The following is a 17,082-nucleotide window of genomic DNA, read 5'->3' on the forward strand; positions in this document are numbered from 1 at the left end:
TACTTCCTAGAATTCCATGACTTTCTTAACTGCCGTGATGACACGTGCAGGGGTAGGAATCCAAGTATCTTCGATTTGAGCAAACGGGAAAATTGTATCTGGACCTGCTACACGAAGCACAGGGGCTTCCAGGTGCAGCAGAGCTTTTTCGTTAATCTGGGCAATAACCTCAGCGGCTACGCCGGAGCTCTTCTGAGCTTCTTGTACAACAATCGCGCGGTTAGTCTTCTTGATGGAAGCCACAATGGTGTCGATATCAATCGGGCTAACGGTACGAAGGTCGATAATTTCGACTTTGATGCCTTCTTTTTCGAGCTGGTCGGCCGCTTTGGTCGCTGTATGTACCATTAGGCCGTAGGTAATGATAGATACATCCGTACCTTCGCGTACTACATTCGCTTTGCCGAGTTCAACGGTATACTCACCTTCAGGCACTTCTGCCCGGAAAGCATGGTACAGGTTCAAGTGCTCCATGAAGAATACAGGGTCATTGTCGCGGATCGAAGCGATGAGCAGTCCCTTCGCATCATAAGGATTAGAAGGAATAACTACCTTGATCCCAGGACTCTGGGCGATCAGACCTTCCAGAGAATCGGTATGCAGCTCGGCTGCCTTAACGCCGCCGCCGAATGGAGTGCGGAAGACTACAGGAGCATTGTACTTGCCCCCGGAACGCCAGCGCAGGCGCGCTGCCTGAATAACGATCTGATCCAGAGCTTCAAAAATGAAGCCTACGAACTGGATCTCAGCGATCGGGCGGAAGCCCTGCACGCCAAGACCGAAAGCCAAACCGCCAATGGCAGACTCTGCCAGCGGTGTATCGAAGACGCGCTCCTCGCCAAATTCCTTCTGCAGCCCTTCCGTTACACGGAATACGCCGCCTACATTACCAACGTCTTCTCCGAAGATAAGAACATTGGGGTCACGAGTCAGTTCAACGCGCATTGCGTCACGAATTGCTTCTTTCATATTCATCTGTGCCATTGCCTGATATCCCCCTTATTCAAAATCGGCTTTTTGTTCTTCAAGATGTTTCGGAGTTACCTCGAACATGCTGTCGATCAAGCCGGGAATGGTCATTTTTTCGGTCTGTTCTGCTTTCTTAATCTGCTCGTTGACAGTAGCTTTCGCTTCTTCTCTTACGCGCAGAGTGTCCTCTTCAGTCCAGAGGCCTTTCTTCTCCAGGTACTTGGCAAGACGGGCAATCGGATCTTTCTCATTCCATTGGCCTTCTTCTTCCTTCGTACGGTACTTACTGGCATCATCGGAGAGGGAATGCGGACGGAAACGGTAGGTTACCGCTTCGATCAGTGTGGCGCCTTCGCCTTTGCGGGCACGTTCAGCAGCCTGCTGTACAGCAGAGATTACTGCAAAGACGTCCATACCGTCGATCTTGATTCCGGGAATCCCTGCGGCAACTGCCTTGTGGGCGATGGACTTCGCTGCTGTCTGCTTCGAGAACGGAGTGGTGATGGCATAGCCGTTGTTCTGAACGAAGAAGATCACCGGCAGCTTGTATACTCCTGCATAGTTAAGGCCTTCGTAGAAGTCGCCTTCAGACGAACCGCCGTCACCGGTATATGTGATTGCAACGTTCTGCTGTTTCTTCAATTTGAAGCCCATAGCAATACCGGTAGCATGAAGAATCTGTGCTCCGATAATGATCTGCGGCATAAGTACATTAACGCCATCAGGAATCTGTCCGCCATGCTGATGTCCGCGGGAATACAGGAACGCCTGATATAATGGAAGGCCGTGCCATACGAGCTGTGGAATATCGCGGTAGCCCGGGCAGACGAAATCTTCCTTCCGCAAAGCGTACTCGCTGCCGATCATTGTAGCTTCCTGACCGGATACCGGTGCATAGAAGCCGAGACGGCCTTGACGGCCCAGGTTGACAGCACGGTCATCCCAGGTACGGGTAAATACCATACGGTACATAATTTCTTTCAATTGATCATCGGTAAGGTTAGGCATCATTTCCTTGTTGATAATTTCTCCATCCGGGGAAAGAACCGTAAGGGCTTCAACGTCCTCTGTATACACTTCATAAGGAACTCTAGTCATTATCTTCACCTCAATAAAAAAATTTGAATATCAGTGGTCTCTGTTATAGAATTATTATACACCTGTTGTATCTGTTTCGTCAAAGAAATACGCATAAAATTTATGTTTCCATAAATTTTGTATGTATAACAGGCGTTTAAATATCCTATAACAGATTGAAGGATATTTATCAAGTAAATGATATATCCCACATTTGCCGCTTGGTTAATTTTAACGCAACACTAAGTCTTAAGCAAAATCCGACATGAAAGGTGACGATTTGACAATGAGCGAACCTGTTTTTCTGAAACGTACAATTGTAAAACAAACACTGTGGAGCGAACATCTGCAGGAAGAGAGCAAGCTGCGTATCTATCTTCCCCCCGGATATAATGAAGTACTCAGCTATCCCGTCGTCTACTGCCAGGACGGTGAAGAATTCTTCAACTTCGGCCGGATTGCCACCTTGGCTGGTCAGCTGATTCTGGAGCAGGATGTGGATCCCTTCATTATAGTGGGCGTCGAAGTGAACGTGGCAGTCCGCACCGCTGAATACGCTCCGTTCGGCAGCCGCTTCAAGCAGTACCTTGCATGCTTCGCCGAAGAGATTATTCCCTTCATTGAACATAATTATCCTGTCCGGCGCACACCGGAGGAGCGGATCGTAGCCGGTGATTCCCTGGGCGGCAGTGTCTCCCTCCACCTGGCGCTGGCGTATCCGGGATTATTCAGCCGTGTGCTCAGCCTCTCCGGCGCCTACTATCCCGAGACCCGCGAGCTGCTATCACAAGAGGAGGATCTCTCCTGGCTTCAGATCAACATGGTTGTAGGGCTTCAAGAGCGCGACTACAAGACCGATACCGGCGTCTATGATTTCGTGGAGATGAACCGGGAGACCAAGGCCATGCTTGAAGCCAAGGGAGCCACGGTGTCCTACCGCGAGAAGGACGGCCAGCATCTTTGGGGTTTTTGGCAAAAAGAGCTCCCGGAATCATTACTCTATTTCTTCAGCTCCTGAAACAGCAAATAGAACCCCAAAAGTGAACATCTTACGAACTTATGTATGCAGTACGATTGACTGCGCTTTCATCACGAATCGGACATACGGTGCCGTTCCTTAAATCATAAGGACGGCAACCGGTCCGGCTGTAGCACTATGCCTGCCAAGCGGAAGCGGCTTTGCCGTCCTTTTAAAGGACGGTACCGTTTCAACGAGAAATAGAAGGATAATTTATTTCTCCTGAATAATCCGTTCCAGCAGCACATCACAACCGGCGTTGATTAAATCATAGACCTGCTCGAAATTACCGGTGAAATACGGGTCAGGCACCTCACGCAGCTCCTCATCCGGCAACAGATCCATGAAGAACAACAGCTTGGACTGCTCACCGCCGGGAATTTTGCGCACATTCTCCCCGTTGGACTTGTCCATGCAGATGATATATTCGAATCTCTCGAAATCCTCACTGGCTACCAGCCTTGCTCTCATATGCTCATAGCTGATGCCATGCAGATCAAGGATACGCCTTGTCCCTTCATGCGGCGCTTTCCCGATATGCCAGTCTCCCGTTCCTGCAGAATCCACTGTAATCTGATCCGTAAGCTGACGCTGTTCAATCTTGCTGCGCAGCACAGCCTCCGCCATCGGCGAACGGCAAATATTCCCCAGACATACAAACAACACGTTAACGATCCCTCTCACCTCCTGCGCTCAAGCATTCCTTATCATCCGTAATGGATGGGTGCGGTCAGACGCACTAACCCTATTTTAGCGTCAGCGCGGCAATTGTACAACTTTTGAAACTGCTATATACTGTTCAGGATGATGAACTTAATTGAACAACAAGGAGGGGGAGCTATTGCCATCCGGGCGTATTGTAATTGTTGCAGGCGGTGAACTGACCGCGGAATGCCTGCGCTTATTAGATGAAGAGGATTATATTATCGGTGCTGACCGGGGAGCGCTGTTCCTGATTGATCATGGCTTCACCCCCCAGCTTGCCGTTGGTGATTTCGATTCTGTCTCTCCTGAGGCACTGGAGCGGATTCAGGCGGGAAGCAAGAAGACTATAAGCTGTGATCCGGTCAACAAAGACCTTACCGACAGTGAAATGGCCCTGGATCTTGCCCTGAACCTCCAGCCGCAGTCTATTCTGATGATCGGGGTAACGGGTACACGCATGGACCATACGCTGGCCAGCATTCAAATGATGACAAGAGCACTGCAACGGCAGGTAGCCTGCTCTATTATGGATGCGAACAACTACATTACGCTTACCGGCTCTCAGGCGGTTGTAGAGGAACGGGGTTATTCCTATGTCTCCTTGCTGCCTCTGACTCCCGAGGTAACGGGCATCACCCTTCAGGGCTTCCAATATCCTCTGGAGAACGCCACCCTCAAGTTAGGGCAATCCCTGGCCGTGAGCAATGTGCTGCTGGAGCAGAGCGGAACCGTTCATATTGAGAGCGGACTTCTGCTAATTATTCAGAGCAAGGACTGAATACATAGATTTTTGGAGACATCGCTGTAACCTTTGTTTCAAAATCGTAAAGCCGGGAATCCCTTTGTGCATCAAGGGTTTCCCGGCTTTTTTCGGCGAACTCACTACGTAAATATTAATATTTTGTAACTTTTAATGTGATTTTAATAAAACGCTTACATTGCATATCCCGCCTGCATTTAGCCCATCTCTTCCATAATTTAGGCCTGTCATAACCTGCTATACTACGAATCAGACGAACGAAACTACTAGAATTCATTACAACCTTGGAGGTATACAACATGAATAAGCAACAATGGTTCAAACAAGCAATGACAATTGGTCTGTGCACAACAATCGGGTTCAGCGCCTTACTGGCTACCGGAGCGGGAACAGCCCCTGCTGCCGCATCAGCTGTATCCGCTGATGCTGTATCTGCTGATTCTGTAAGTGCCGATTCCGTATCCGCATCTTCCACCGGCTCCAAAGTGGTCAGCTTCGGCAAGAAGTATCTGGGTACGCGTTACCAGTTCGGTGCCTCCACTTCAACTACACGTTATTTTGACTGCTCCTCCTTTACTCAATATATTTTCAAAAAATATGGTGTAGATCTGCCCCGTACGTCCGTTGCCCAATCTAAAGTCGGCACATCGGTCAGCAAGGCTAATCTTCGTGTCGGCGATCTTGTGTTCTTCTCCAGCGGAAGCCGGGCCAACGGTAAAAACGTAACCCATGTCGCGGTATATGCCGGCAATGGCAAGATCCTGCACACTTACGGCTCACCCGGCGTGACCATTTCCGATCTGAATTCGGGCAACTGGAAAAAAACCTACCTGAAATCACGCCGCGTACTATAACAGCGCGAAGCTCAATTGTAGCTTGTACAAATAGAGTACATGTCTATTAGCCGGAGAGCTGCTTGCAGCGGCCGTCAGCTTGTGGCCCCGCTCTCCGGTGCCCGCAGTACATATCCGGTTCCACGCACCGTATGAATCAGTTTATTCCGGCGGCCTTTATCCACCTTCAGTCGCAGATGCCGGATGTACACATCCACCACATTGGTATCCGCTTGAAAATGATACCCCCATACCTGCTGCAATATCTCAGCACGGGGACAGACTTCACCCAGATTCTCTGCCAGATAATACAGCAGGTCGAATTCCTTGGGGGTCATCTTCAGCTCGGCTCCATCCCGGATGACCTGCCGGCGTCCGCGATCGAGGAGCAATCCGTCCACCTTAAGCAGCGAGGCCGCATCTCTACGGCGGCCTGTCAGCTTAAGCAGATTCAATATTCTGTGTTTGAACTCACCGGTATGTACAGGCTTCTCCATGTATTCGTTGCCTCCGGCATCGAATACGGAGACAGCCGCTTCCCCTTTCACTCCAGGCGCCCCTCCGGATATGACCATCACCGGCAGAATCATCCCCTCCTTCCGCGCCTCCGAGACAGCTTCCCAGCCCGCCCAGCCTCCGGGTTCCTCCAGCTCCGCGAGCAGAAGCACAGGCTCACCGCCTGAGAGCAATAAGCGAAGACTATCCAGGTCTTCGCTTATTGCTGTTCTTATACCAAGGCTATGGATGGCCTCCTCAAGCCCGATACGGCCGTCAGCCCTATCCTCTCTGTCTGCATCAGCTTCAAGGCGATCCGGGCGCGGACCGGGTATATACCATGCTATCTTTTCATTCACCGGGATAGTCCCCCTGTACCAGTCTTGCACCGGCTGTGCCGCCGCAGATGATACCTAGAATTCCCGCAAAACAAAGAGACCATTCGGGGGAATGGTCTCTTTGCGGCACTAATTATAGTACGAAATCGATCTCCTGGAATGCGGCCACCTGGGTATCCCAGCGCTCTGCCACAAATGCCTGGTGCGCCGGATGATTATTGTAGGCATCATAAGCCGCCTGATCGGCGAACTCCATCGAGAAGCCGAACTGGTGCTCACATTTGGCGCTGACCTGACGCAGCACCTCGAAATTCTCCACCACCGGAATAGCGCTAAGAATCTCAGCACCATCCCGCAGGAAAGCTCTGGTCTCCTCCGAATCCGGGGCGGATTTCAGTGTAAATACGGCCATATGACGGACGGTTCCCTTGTTCATTACGTTTCTCCTCCATTATCCGAAATACCGGTGATAATAGCTGCGGGCGGCAGCGATATCACTGGTTCCATGTATTAAGGCTCTCCCGTCTGCGAACACAACCATCCGGTACGGCTCTTCTGTAAAAGAAACCAGATACGGATTGCTCTCCACCTTGCCGCTGCTGAGCCTGGACAGGCGGGCGGCCGTCTCCTCCAGATCTAGACTTCTGCGGTGTGCCGGACGAATCTGCACGGTATCCCTGCCGCACAGCACATCGCTGCGCTCTGTGTTAGAGGCTGACAGATACGGATAGCTCCGTGATTCGCCGCATGAGGGGCAGTCCGACTTCTTCGCCGTCCTCACGCCAATCTCCTGCTGCTCATTACGCCAGATATCGAAGGTCAGCAGCTTGCCGCGCAGCTTGTCCTTGAATCCGCCGAGCAGCTTCAGCGCCTCAGCCGTTCCATTCGTAGTAACCATCTGCACCGCTTGCGGAAGAATGCCCGCCGTATCGCAGGTATCCCCGCCGAGCGTGATCGTGCCCAGCAGGCAATTCAGACATGGGGTTTCACCCGGCAGAATCGTATACGTAATGCCGTAACTTCCGACACAGGCTCCGTAGATCCAGGGGATGCCGTGCTTTTGCGCCAGGTCGTTAATGATCAGCCGGGTATCGAAGTTATCGGTCCCGTCCATAATCAGATCCACGCCGGGAAGCAGGCTCTCCAGCTCCTCTGCACGCACGTCAAGCACATGGGCCTCGATCACAATCTCCGAATTAACCGCCATCAGCCGGGTACGGGCTGCAGCCGCCTTGGGCGTCCGCACACGGGCATCTTCTTCCGTATACAACTGCTGGCGTTGCAGGTTGCTCCATTCCACATAGTCACGGTCAACAAGGATAAGCCGCCCTACCCCGCAGCGGGCCAATGTCTCGGCGATGCCTGTCCCCAGCGCCCCCATGCCAACGACCAGCACACAAGAACGTGCCAGTCCCTGCTGTCCTGCTGCGCCGAACGGCGCGAAGCGGACCTGTCTTGAATATCTGCCATCCCTGCCGGCCGAAGAAGCCGGAACCGGCGTGTTTTGATCAGAACCCATCTCTGAACAGCCCCCTATGTAGGTAGGTTTTTGGTAAAAAACCGGGAAAAGCGCAGACCTCCACTTTTCCCGGACTCCATTAGTATACGGTCTGCGCGGACCACTGCTCCACGTTCCAGACCTTCGTCACCCAATCCTCGTAAAATTCCGGTTCATGAGACACCAGCAGAATCGTTCCCTTGTATTCCATAAGCGCCCGCTTAAGCTCAGCCTTGGCTACAATATCAAGGTGATTCGTAGGCTCATCGAACAGAATCCAGTTGCTCTCACGCATCATCAGCTTGCACAGGCGGACCTTAGCCTGCTCGCCGCCGCTCAGCATGTTCATTGGACGGGTGATATGCTCGTTTTTGAGACCGCAGCGGGCCAGATGGCCACGCACTTCATTCTGGGTCAGACCGGAGAATTCATTCCATACGTCTTCAATCGGCGTGATATTCTCCGCCTTCAGCTCCTGCTGGAAATAGGCAGAACTCAGATAATCACCAAGGTAGGTTTTTCCGCTGTACGTAGGGATGACACCCAGGATCGTTTTGAGCAGCGTCGATTTGCCGACCCCGTTGTAGCCGACAATCGCAATCTTTTCACCGCGTTCAATCATCATATTCAGCTTGCTTGGCAGCAGCGGACGGTCATACCCGATCTCGAAATCAACGCCCTCGAACACCGTCTTCCCGCTGGCCCGGCTCTCCTTGAACTGGAACGTAGGCTTCATCGCCTCTTCCGGCTTGTCAATCCGCTCCATCCGTCCAAGCTGCTTCTCGCGGCTCTTGGCCCGGCCTGAGGTGGAGGCACGCGCTTTGTTGCGCTGAATGAAGTCCTCCTGCTTTTTGATGAAATCCTGCTGCTTCTCGTACGCATCAATATGCTGGGCCTTGTTCATCCCCGCCATCTCCAGGAACTTCTCGTAATTGGCCGTATAGCGGGTCAGCTTCGAGAACTCCAGATGATAGATCACATCGACCACTTTGTTCATGAATTCCGTATCATGGGAGATCAGCATGAACGCATACGGATATTGCTTCAGATAATTCGTCAGCCAGTCAATATGCTCCACATCGAGATAGTTGGTAGGCTCATCGAGCAGCAGTACATTCGGTTTCTCCAGCAGCAGCTTCGCCAGCAGAACCTTGGTCCGCTGTCCCCCGCTCAGGGAAGTGACATCCCGGTCCAGACCGATCGCCGTCAGGCCCAGTCCGTTCGCCATCTCTTCAACCTTCACATCGATGAGGTAAAAATCGCCGATATCGAGCTGCTCCTGAATGTCGCCCATCTGCTCAAGCAGCAGGTCCAGCTCCTCGGGCGTCGCCTCCCCCATTTTATCGGTAATCGCCAGCATCTCATGCTCCAGCTCCAGCAGCGGCAGGAAGGCATCTTTAAGCACATCGCGCACGGTTTTACCGGCGGTAAGCAGGGTATGCTGATCCAGATATCCGTAACGGACCCGCGGCGTCCATTCCACCTTACCGTTGTCCTTCAATAATTTGCCGGTCAAAATATTCATCAGCGTCGATTTGCCCACGCCGTTCGCACCCACGATTCCCACATGCTCTCCATCCAGCAGACGGAAGGACACATCCTTGAACAACACCCGGTCCCCGAAATTATGGGAAACGTCTTCTACACTAAGTAAACTCATAAATTCTCTGCAAGCTCCATTCTATATTGTAAATACCAAGAGGTTCAATAATTATAGATATCGCTCCATTCTAGCACACCTGCACCCTGCACTGAAATAGAAATAAAGCCCGATTTCTGAAAAACTGTCAAAAAGCTCTGAGCATTCAGCTCTTTTTCTGAAACAATCTAATATTCTTTGCAGGAAAACGTGCACCCTTAAGCGGACCAATCAGCCCCCTAATGGCCTGAACCAGCTTCCCTTTACTCTGAAAAGGGTCCTGCTGAAGCGGCAGGCTGTATACGCTGGCAGGTTCAAGCAGGGAAGCCAGCAGCGCCACAGTATGCTCCCCGGCCAGCGGCAGACAGATCCGCCATTCCGGCCGGGGAATCAGACCTCTGCGGCGCAGCCAGTGCAGGGTATCCTCCAGCCGCCAATCCGCACCGGAGGCTATCAACAAGGGGAAGCTGCTGCCGGTGAACACCTCCAGCGCCCCCTCCCCGCAGCCGGTTCCAAGATCCAGGACGATATAAGCATAGGCTTGATCCGGCATGTGCGGGAGTCCCTCCGAAGGGGGAAGCTTCCAGTAGTCTACCCCCATCCAGGTGAACGGCTGCTCCTGTGTCCCCTGAACACCGCTAGTTTCAGGACACCCCGCCATTTCCTTCATGCGGTTAAATACCTGCGAACCTGGATTACAATCTACCCATGCCGTCCGTCCTGCGGGTGACAGGCAGCGGCTGACAGCAAGCGAGGTATGTGTGGTTCCAATTCCGGGGGACACCCCTAATACGGCCACCACCGCAGTAGACTGCTGCGCTTGCTTGTCCTCCGCAGCCTTGATCATGTCCGTTCGCTCACGCTCATGTCTGGCTTCCCCCGCACCGCCAATCTCCAGCTGCTGGAGAACCATCCTTACCTCCTCAGCACTGCCATACCGTTCCTCCGGGTGATGCCGCAGCAGCCGCCGTATGACCGGAATCATCCGGTCCGGGAGCTGACCCTGCAGCTTCCGCTCCATCCCGGGCTGCCAGGCGCTGAACTCCCCGCGGGAAGCCATATACAGCAGCAGCGCTCCAAGTCCGTACAGGTCCGACACCGGACTGCTCTGCCCGCCGCCGTATTGCTCCGGGGCCGCGAATCCGGCAGTCCCAAGCTTCTCGGTGTCCTCACCGGAGCCGCTCCTCAACCTGCGCGCAATCCCGAAGTCAATGACCTTCAGCTCATGCTCTCCAGTCAGCATGATATTCGAAGGCTTGAGATCCCGGTAGATAATTGGCGGCTCATGGCTGTGCAAATAATGCAGTACCTCCAGCAGCTGCCGCGCATAGCTGAGGATTCGCTCTCCCGTCATTGCAGCGGGATGCTCTGCCATATACTGATGTAGGGTGATGCCCTCGATATAATCCATCACCAGGTAGGTGTAGCCGTCAGCGTCCGGCGGGAAGAAATCCGCAATCTGCGGGAGCAGCGGATGACGTAGTGAGATTAACAGCTCCGCTTCCGCCTGAATGGCGCCCGCACCATAACTCCCCTCCCGGATGACGCTCTCTTTAATGGCCCGCAGCATACCCGGCAGCCGTACATCCTCCGCCAGATATACCCGGCTCATTCCGCCTGTTCCTATCAGCCCGGTTACATAATAACGCCCTCCCAGAATCTGTCCGGGACTTAACTTTCCTGTGAATTCCATCTCTTCCCCGCCTGTTCATATAGAATGTTGTATAACGCAAAAAAAGCCCCCACTGCCCGCACCGGAACCGGCAAGAAGCCGGAGGTGCAGACTGCGGGATGCTTTCCCATAATCCTGCAAATATGAATTAATACTTAATCATATAAAGTGTAATCTCGTCCCGGTTGTGGAACAGCTGCTTCGCACGCTGGACCTGCATCCGCTGGCCTTCAAACATGGTGATGATCTCCTTGATCACCGCCATTGGCTTCTTGTGCATCAGCTTCACGGTAACAATCGCGCTGCCGCCCGGTGTCAGGCTATGCAGCAGCTCAGTGACCAGCTTCGCCATCAGCTTGGGGCTCCAGCTCATATCGCAGACCAGCAGGTCAAATTCGTTCTCACGGAATTTGACCTCTCCGGCATTTTTGCGCAGAATCTTGAGTGCCGGATTCTTACGTAAGGATTCGTGCATCAACGCCGGATCAACAGCGGTAACCTTGAGACCGCGCTCCAGCAGGAACGAAGTCCAGCCGCCCGGAGACGCGCCGATATCGACCGCATTCTTGAAGCTGTAGAACGGAATGGCGAATTCCTTCTCCGCCTCCATCAGCTTGAATTTGGCCCGTGAGATCTGTCCATCCTCCTTGCGGAAGCGGATCATGCCGCCATTCCAGCTGGACAGGTTCGCCTCCGGCCGGGATACACCGGCATACAGCGCGTCACCGTCCGCATAGACGGAGATCACCCAAGCGGGCTCCTGTACGGTGAACTCGGCGTCCAGGCTATCAAGCTTGCCCTGCAGCCATTCGCGCAGCTCGCCCGGACTCTGCTCCCAGAAGGAGGTAGCGCCTTTACGGACATGCAGCGACACCTTCTCGCCTTGCAGCTCCGCACGCCGGCTTAAGTATACCGCCAGCCGTTCCAGTGCCGGCAGATCACCGGTGTCCTGGAAATCAACAGGCTGGATGTGGCGCAAGAAGACCGGCAGGTTCTGTGCCAGCCGCTGCACTACCTCCTCCGGCTCCGCCTCAAGCGTGGCCAGGAAGATTTCTCCCGGCAGCAGCAAGGTGCTTTTCACCGCTCCGAACAGGCGTCTAAGCTCCTCCTGTGCATAGGGGGCGAAGCCATGATTCGCCGTGCAGATATATCTTGAAATGATCTTGTCTTCCGTAGCATCGTTCAAATCGCTTGGCCTCCAGAACTTATTTTTATCCAGGGACGTCCGTTATCCCATTCAACCTTGACCGGAAGATCATAGGTAGCCATCAGCATCTCCTGCGTCAGCACCTCTTCCTTGGGACCGGCTCCTGCCAGCTTCCCGTCACGTATCAGCGCCACGTGAGTGAAGAGCGGAACAATCTCCTCCACATGATGGGTGACATATACCACTCCAACGTTATGCTGCCGCAGCTTGTCAATCTCGGCAAGCATTTTCTCCCGTTCATATAAATCAAGACCGGCGCAAGGCTCGTCCATAATAAGCAGCTTAGGCTCTGCGATCAGGCAGCGGGCCAGCATAGCCTTCTTACGCTCCCCCTGGGATAACAAGCCGAACGGATGATAAGCCAGTTCGCCGAGGTTCATCTCCTCCAGCAGCTTAAGCGACCGGTCCTTCACACTTTGCGGAATCTCCTGGTAGAAGCGTAAATACGCATAAGCGCCAGTAGCTACAACCTCCCAGACCGGGTCGGTCAGCGAGAGCTTTTCCATCAGGGACGGGCCGATATAACCGATTCGCTTGCGCACCTCGCGCAGATCACATTGACCGTACTTGTACCCCAGCACTTCAACAGAGCCCTTGCTGGGGAACAGGTAGCCGGTCATCATTTCCAGCAGGGTGGTTTTGCCGGAGCCGTTACGTCCGAGAATGACCCAGTTCTCCCCCTGCTTCATGGTAAGCGATACATCGTCAAGAATCAGGCTCTCCTCCCTGCGCAGGGACAGATGTTGTAATGATATCATTATAATGTCACTCTCCTTATGTATGCCAGCACCCGTTCAACAGAGTGTATGGAATAAATGATGTCCGGTTCAGCGCTGCGGTCAGCAGATACGGCCAGCAGTGCGGGCACACTTGAGATTTGATAGGTGTTCACCAGATCAGGGAGCATATTCACATTCCCCTCAGCAATCACAAGATTAGGCGGAAGCAAATGCTCCGCCACCTCAATCATCCGCCGGGCTGCCTTACAGGTTCCGCATAGCGGGGTATGCAGGAACAGGACAAGCGGCTCGCCCTTCGTGGCCAGCAGCTCCAGCAGCTCCGGCTGATTCATTTCTTTCATCTTCAATCCTCCCCCGCCTCAAACCAGGTCCTCACAGCAGCAATCTCCGCTCTGTGCGTGCCATCCGGTCCCTTTTCTGTTTCCATAACGATCACTTTATCAGCCAGGAACTCCATCTTCACAAGCTGGCTAAGCGCCGCACCCCCGATGTATCCGCTACCGATTCCAGCATGTCTGTCCCGCCTTGAGCCGTAGGGGAACCGGGAGTCATTCAAATGCACAGCCGCCAGATTCGCCCAGTACCCCAGCTTCTCACCGCGTGCGATAAGCTCCTCCGTCTGCTCCGGATTCCAGATACCCGCAGCGAAAGCATGGCAGGTATCGAAGCAAAAGCCGATCTTCTCCGGGTAGCGGCACAGCTCACGGACCTTGACCAGCTCTTCGGGCGTCATGCCTTCATAACCATGATTCCCTGCCATATTCTCAAGCAGAAGCTTGGTTCTGCCCGTCCAGTCTGCCAGTACCTCGTTCATACATTGTATAATTTTTTGATAACCCTGTAACGGCTCCATCCCGGCAAAATGACCGAAATGCACCACAATGCCCACCGATCCGCACGCCTCGGCAATCTCCAGATCATTGCGCAGGGAGGCAATCATCACCTCTCTGTCGCCCGGGCCAGCAGCCAGATTCGTCGGATACGGGGTGTGGGCAATGGAAGCCATCCCCTGCTCCCGGCAGTATTCTGCGCAGCTGCTTGCATCGCGGTAGTCTACCGGCTTCAGCTTCAGACTGCGCGGATTCTTCGGAAAATACTGAAAACATGTAGCCCCGCTCTCCCTGGCGGACCGGGCAGCCTGCCCGTACCCGCCGCGTATGCTGACATGCGCCCCTATGAAGGGGCTATGCGTCATGCTGGCAATCCGGGCAATAGAATACCTTGCGTCCGGACAGCTCTGTCTTCACTATGGTTCCCCCGCCGCGAAGGCAAGGCTCGCCTTCACGGTCATACACTTTACAGGCATCATTATAAGAACCGGTCACGGTGTCGCCGGTCATGAACGGCATTTCCATATACCCGCCGATTTCAGTGGCATCCGTTAACACCTTACGCACGCTGTCGTACAGCCGGGTCACCGCTTCCGGTGACAGATTCTGAACAAGCGTAGATGGTAGCAGACGGGCTTCATAAGCAATCTCGTCAGCATAGCAGTTGCCGATTCCGGCCATAACATGCTGGTTAACCAGCAGACTCTTCAGCGCGCCGCGCCGTCCCTTGAGCAGTCCGGCGAAGCGTTCGGCCGTCATCCGGCGGTCCAGCAGCTCGGGTCCAAGCTTCCCCATTGCCGCTTCACCCTCCTTGACAGACAGCAGATGGAGATAGCCCAAACGCAGTCCCATGAAGTAGAGGATATGCTCACCGAACGCAAGCTCAACCTGTGTAGTACGGTCAGGACGTTCTTCCTCTGTACCATAGAACAGTAGTCCGCCCAGCATCAGATGCAGCAGCAGTCTGCGGCCGTCATGCAGGTGGAAGAGGATATGCTTGGCGCGGCGTTCCACGAATACAATTCGGGCACCGACCAGTCCCTTCACGAATTCTTCAGTCTCCATATTTATAGTCTTTTCTCTATTTACGGTTACCCCTGTAATGGGTACGTTTATTAGATGCTGGCTAAGCAGCTTTCTGTAATTCTCCATTTCCGGCAATTCCGGCATATTGTCATCTTCCCTTCTTGGATGGTCAAATGGTCACCTTTGTCATTATACACCGAGCAGTACCATAAGTTCAGCTAAATCAGCACAAATTTCATCAGGCTTGACTCCGGTCAGCTGCTGGTAATGCTCCAGATTATCCCGGGTGGTAAGTCCCGTAAGCACCAGTACAGTCCGGCAGCCTGCATTGGCACCCGCCAAGATATCCGTTCTCATATTGTCACCCACCATCACCGCATCCTCCGGCTTGATACCGAGCAGAGATGTCGCATATGTCACCAGGTGCGTCTCGGGCTTGCCGATGACCACGGGCGCCACTCCGCTGGCTGCTTCAATAGCTGCACCTATCGTACCTGCACCGGGCATCACTCCGTCATCGGAGGGAAGCATCAGGTCGGGATTGGTCAGGACGAATCTGGCTCCTTCACGAATCCAACGCGAGGCGCGGGCCAGTGCTTCATATGTAAAAGAACGGTCAATCCCCTGCACAACATACTGCGGATGCTCGGAGACCAGGGTTAGCCCTGCCTCTGTGCAGGCTTCCACCAGCCCCTCTTCTCCAAGTATCGCCACGGATGCTCCCGGAGATTCTCCGGCAATGTAACGGGCGGCAGCCAGCGATGAAGTGCAGACCTCCTCGGGCCTGGCTTCAATGCCCATTCCGCGCAAATGTGCAGCTACACTCGCCGGTGTTCTTGAAGAGTTATTCGTCACATACAGGAACGGAATCTCCGCCGCACGAAGCGCTGATATCAGCCGCTGGGCCCCGGGAATCATTCTGCCGCCATGATACAAGGTGCCATCCAGATCAATTAACAAGCCTCGGATATTGTTCATAACTCCTCCTATCGATTCGAACTTGGTGGTTCATCTCATTTATTATTAACCCTATGAATTATATTTCAGAGCAGCGGCGGCTTCTCCGGGAAGTGAGCTGTGAATGGATTTATTGCCCGCCTGCCTGCGATTTTTAGCCGCTTCGTTTCGGCATTTTCTCTACTGCTTCGTACGCTTAATCCTCAGCTTTTACTTTAAATTTAACGTTCTTCGTCGAACGCTAGCGAACTCCTGCAGCGCCCGGCTATTTTTGGCATAGGCCTGTCATTTCCTGCGCTTTCCCGGAAAATAATTCAGTCCACAGCGTCATTTCCCGGGGTTCTCCGGTAGACCGGGAAGGTGCAGAATTCCTCTGCCAGCAGTGTATTCGGGAAGATCTCCTGCGCTTCCTTCAGCAGCGGAGCGAGCTCCTCCTGCGAAGTGTAACGCGAGCTGAAGTGGGTCAAGATCAGCTCAGCCCCGCCTGCATCCCTTGCCAGCTCCGCAGCCTGCTGTGCCGTGCTGTGATGATATTGATGAGCCATTTCTGCTAGGCCATGGGCAAATGTCGCCTCATGAATAATCAGATCGGCATCCTGCGCCAGCGGCAGTGAGCCCGCACAAGGCCGGGTATCTCCCAGAATAACTACGATGCGTCCGCGCTTGGGTGCATGAATCACCTCGGCCGCCCGGATCAGCACGCCTTCATCAGTAGTGATATCCTCGCCTTTTTTTAACCGGCCATAAAGCGGTCCCGGCTTCAGTCCATAGCTCTTCAGAAGCTCCGTATTCAGGTTACCCGGACTGTCCTTCTCCGTAACCCGGTAGCCATAGCTGTCAATCCGGTGCTCCAGCAGTCCTGCTTCCACCTTGAAGGTCTCATCCTCAAAAATCAGCCCGCCGCTGTGCTCCACAATCTCCAGCTTATAAGGAATGCGGGACTGGCTGACAGACAGCGATATGTCCAGATATGCCTTGAGCCCGGGAGGTCCGTACACCGTAAGCGGTGAAGTCCCGCCCTGGTAGCCCCTGCTGGAGATGAGTCCGGGCAGGCCAAACAGATGATCACCGTGCAGATGGGTGATAAATAGCTTCTCCAGCTTGCCCAGCCGCAGCGGCGAGCGCAGAACCTGATGCTGTGTCCCTTCCCCGCAGTCGAACATCCAGAAGGTTCGCCGTTCTTCAAGCAGCCGGAGTGCAACCGACGTCACATTGCGCTGCAGCGTCGGCACCCCGGCATTCGTTCCGAGAAAATAGATTTCCATTATGCCCCTCCTCTCTCTCGCTCTGATGTCTTCATTATTTTTTGTGATCTTGT

The 17,082-nt window shown here is 53.6% G+C and carries 18 protein-coding genes; 3 read left to right on the forward strand and 15 right to left on the reverse strand.

The window, feature by feature from the left end:
• Positions 1-6: 6 nt before the first annotated feature.
• The gene (locus NYE26_RS16300; protein ID WP_036726449.1) at positions 7-984 is read right to left on the reverse strand and encodes an alpha-ketoacid dehydrogenase subunit beta; all 978 of its coding nucleotides are present in this window, start codon (positions 982-984) and stop codon (positions 7-9) included.
• 15 nt (positions 985-999) lie between these two features.
• Positions 1,000-2,067: a pyruvate dehydrogenase (acetyl-transferring) E1 component subunit alpha gene (gene pdhA / locus NYE26_RS16305; RefSeq protein ID WP_339248890.1), complete on the reverse strand. Its 1,068-nt coding sequence runs from the start codon at positions 2,065-2,067 to the stop codon at positions 1,000-1,002.
• A gap of 265 nt (positions 2,068-2,332) precedes the next feature.
• Between pdhA and NYE26_RS16310 the strand changes: the two genes are divergently transcribed.
• Complete coding sequence (locus NYE26_RS16310) at positions 2,333-3,064, forward strand: alpha/beta hydrolase-fold protein (protein WP_339248891.1); 732 nt, start codon at positions 2,333-2,335, stop codon at positions 3,062-3,064.
• 213 nt (positions 3,065-3,277) lie between these two features.
• Here NYE26_RS16310 and NYE26_RS16315 read toward each other — a convergent pair whose 3' ends face one another.
• A complete protein-coding gene (locus tag NYE26_RS16315; protein WP_036726628.1) occupies positions 3,278-3,739 on the reverse strand; it encodes a low molecular weight protein-tyrosine-phosphatase in 462 nt (153 codons plus the stop codon).
• A 166-nt stretch (positions 3,740-3,905) separates the two neighbouring features.
• Here NYE26_RS16315 and NYE26_RS16320 point away from each other — a divergent pair, with 166 nt between their 5' ends.
• Both NYE26_RS16320 and NYE26_RS16325 read left to right on the forward strand, forming a co-directional pair.
• The gene (locus NYE26_RS16320; RefSeq protein ID WP_036726443.1) at positions 3,906-4,547 is read left to right on the forward strand and encodes a thiamine diphosphokinase; all 642 of its coding nucleotides are present in this window, start codon (positions 3,906-3,908) and stop codon (positions 4,545-4,547) included.
• 281 nt (positions 4,548-4,828) lie between these two features.
• Positions 4,829-5,383: a C40 family peptidase gene (locus NYE26_RS16325; RefSeq protein ID WP_339248893.1), complete on the forward strand. Its 555-nt coding sequence runs from the start codon at positions 4,829-4,831 to the stop codon at positions 5,381-5,383.
• A gap of 74 nt (positions 5,384-5,457) precedes the next feature.
• Here the strand turns inward: NYE26_RS16325 and NYE26_RS16330 are convergent, their stop codons facing one another.
• The 12 genes from NYE26_RS16330 to rnz form a co-directional block, all read right to left on the reverse strand.
• Positions 5,458-6,216, reverse strand: a complete 759-nt coding sequence (locus NYE26_RS16330; RefSeq protein ID WP_339248894.1) for a winged helix-turn-helix domain-containing protein — start codon at positions 6,214-6,216, stop codon at positions 5,458-5,460.
• Between the two features lie 112 nt (positions 6,217-6,328).
• The gene (locus tag NYE26_RS16335; protein WP_339248896.1) at positions 6,329-6,631 is read right to left on the reverse strand and encodes a Dabb family protein; all 303 of its coding nucleotides are present in this window, start codon (positions 6,629-6,631) and stop codon (positions 6,329-6,331) included.
• 15 nt (positions 6,632-6,646) lie between these two features.
• Complete coding sequence (locus tag NYE26_RS16340) at positions 6,647-7,714, reverse strand: ThiF family adenylyltransferase (protein WP_339248897.1); 1,068 nt, start codon at positions 7,712-7,714, stop codon at positions 6,647-6,649.
• 79 nt (positions 7,715-7,793) lie between these two features.
• Entirely contained in the window at positions 7,794-9,353 is a 1,560-nt protein-coding gene (locus NYE26_RS16345; protein ID WP_036726437.1) for an ABC-F family ATP-binding cassette domain-containing protein, read from the reverse strand.
• 145 nt (positions 9,354-9,498) lie between these two features.
• The gene (locus NYE26_RS16350) at positions 9,499-11,025 is read right to left on the reverse strand and encodes a serine/threonine-protein kinase (RefSeq protein ID WP_339248900.1); all 1,527 of its coding nucleotides are present in this window, start codon (positions 11,023-11,025) and stop codon (positions 9,499-9,501) included.
• 127 nt (positions 11,026-11,152) lie between these two features.
• Complete coding sequence (locus tag NYE26_RS16355; protein WP_339248902.1) at positions 11,153-12,190, reverse strand: SAM-dependent methyltransferase; 1,038 nt, start codon at positions 12,188-12,190, stop codon at positions 11,153-11,155.
• Positions 12,187-12,969, reverse strand: coding sequence for an ATP-binding cassette domain-containing protein (locus tag NYE26_RS16360; protein ID WP_339248903.1), 783 nt, complete (start codon positions 12,967-12,969; stop codon positions 12,187-12,189). Before NYE26_RS16360 ends, NYE26_RS16355 begins: the two co-directional genes overlap by 4 nt.
• Entirely contained in the window at positions 12,969-13,292 is a 324-nt protein-coding gene (locus NYE26_RS16365; RefSeq protein ID WP_339248905.1) for a thioredoxin family protein, read from the reverse strand. The genes NYE26_RS16360 and NYE26_RS16365 overlap by 1 nt, the downstream gene beginning before the upstream one ends.
• A gap of 2 nt (positions 13,293-13,294) precedes the next feature.
• Entirely contained in the window at positions 13,295-14,146 is an 852-nt protein-coding gene (locus tag NYE26_RS16370; RefSeq protein WP_339248906.1) for a deoxyribonuclease IV, read from the reverse strand.
• Positions 14,136-14,951: a DNA-formamidopyrimidine glycosylase family protein gene (locus tag NYE26_RS16375; protein ID WP_036726428.1), complete on the reverse strand. Its 816-nt coding sequence runs from the start codon at positions 14,949-14,951 to the stop codon at positions 14,136-14,138. The genes NYE26_RS16370 and NYE26_RS16375 overlap by 11 nt, the downstream gene beginning before the upstream one ends.
• Before the next feature lie 45 nt (positions 14,952-14,996).
• Positions 14,997-15,785, reverse strand: a complete 789-nt coding sequence (locus NYE26_RS16380) for a TIGR01457 family HAD-type hydrolase (protein WP_339248907.1) — start codon at positions 15,783-15,785, stop codon at positions 14,997-14,999.
• A 293-nt stretch (positions 15,786-16,078) separates the two neighbouring features.
• Positions 16,079-17,029 carry a ribonuclease Z gene (gene rnz / locus NYE26_RS16385; protein ID WP_339248908.1) on the reverse strand — a complete coding sequence of 317 codons (951 nt, stop codon included), beginning with the start codon at positions 17,027-17,029 and terminating at the stop codon, positions 16,079-16,081.
• Positions 17,030-17,082: the final 53 nt, after the last annotated feature.

Origin of the sequence: Paenibacillus sp. FSL P2-0136 (genome assembly GCF_037975325.1) — a bacterium.
In the GTDB taxonomy this organism is placed as follows: Bacteria; Bacillota; Bacilli; order Paenibacillales; family Paenibacillaceae; genus Paenibacillus_AQ; species Paenibacillus_AQ silagei.

Bases quoted from the DNA above. Each gene is read 5' to 3' on its own strand.
- NYE26_RS16300 (WP_036726449.1), bottom strand. From the start codon at position 984: ATGGCACAGATGAATATGAAAGAAGCAATTCGTGACGCAATGCGCGTT.
- pdhA (WP_339248890.1), bottom strand. From the start codon at position 2,067: ATGACTAGAGTTCCTTATGAAGTGTATACAGAGGACGTTGAAGCCCTT.
- NYE26_RS16310 (WP_339248891.1), top strand. From the start codon at position 2,333: ATGAGCGAACCTGTTTTTCTGAAACGTACAATTGTAAAACAAACACTG.
- NYE26_RS16325 (WP_339248893.1), top strand. From the start codon at position 4,829: ATGAATAAGCAACAATGGTTCAAACAAGCAATGACAATTGGTCTGTGC.
- NYE26_RS16335 (WP_339248896.1), bottom strand. From the start codon at position 6,631: ATGAACAAGGGAACCGTCCGTCATATGGCCGTATTTACACTGAAATCC.
- NYE26_RS16340 (WP_339248897.1), bottom strand. From the start codon at position 7,714: ATGGGTTCTGATCAAAACACGCCGGTTCCGGCTTCTTCGGCCGGCAGG.
- NYE26_RS16345 (WP_036726437.1), bottom strand. From the start codon at position 9,353: ATGAGTTTACTTAGTGTAGAAGACGTTTCCCATAATTTCGGGGACCGG.
- NYE26_RS16350 (WP_339248900.1), bottom strand. From the start codon at position 11,025: ATGGAATTCACAGGAAAGTTAAGTCCCGGACAGATTCTGGGAGGGCGT.
- NYE26_RS16360 (WP_339248903.1), bottom strand. From the start codon at position 12,969: ATGATATCATTACAACATCTGTCCCTGCGCAGGGAGGAGAGCCTGATT.
- NYE26_RS16365 (WP_339248905.1), bottom strand. From the start codon at position 13,292: ATGAAAGAAATGAATCAGCCGGAGCTGCTGGAGCTGCTGGCCACGAAG.
- NYE26_RS16370 (WP_339248906.1), bottom strand. From the start codon at position 14,146: ATGACGCATAGCCCCTTCATAGGGGCGCATGTCAGCATACGCGGCGGG.
- NYE26_RS16375 (WP_036726428.1), bottom strand. From the start codon at position 14,951: ATGCCGGAATTGCCGGAAATGGAGAATTACAGAAAGCTGCTTAGCCAG.
- NYE26_RS16380 (WP_339248907.1), bottom strand. From the start codon at position 15,785: ATGAACAATATCCGAGGCTTGTTAATTGATCTGGATGGCACCTTGTAT.
- rnz (WP_339248908.1), bottom strand. From the start codon at position 17,029: ATGGAAATCTATTTTCTCGGAACGAATGCCGGGGTGCCGACGCTGCAG.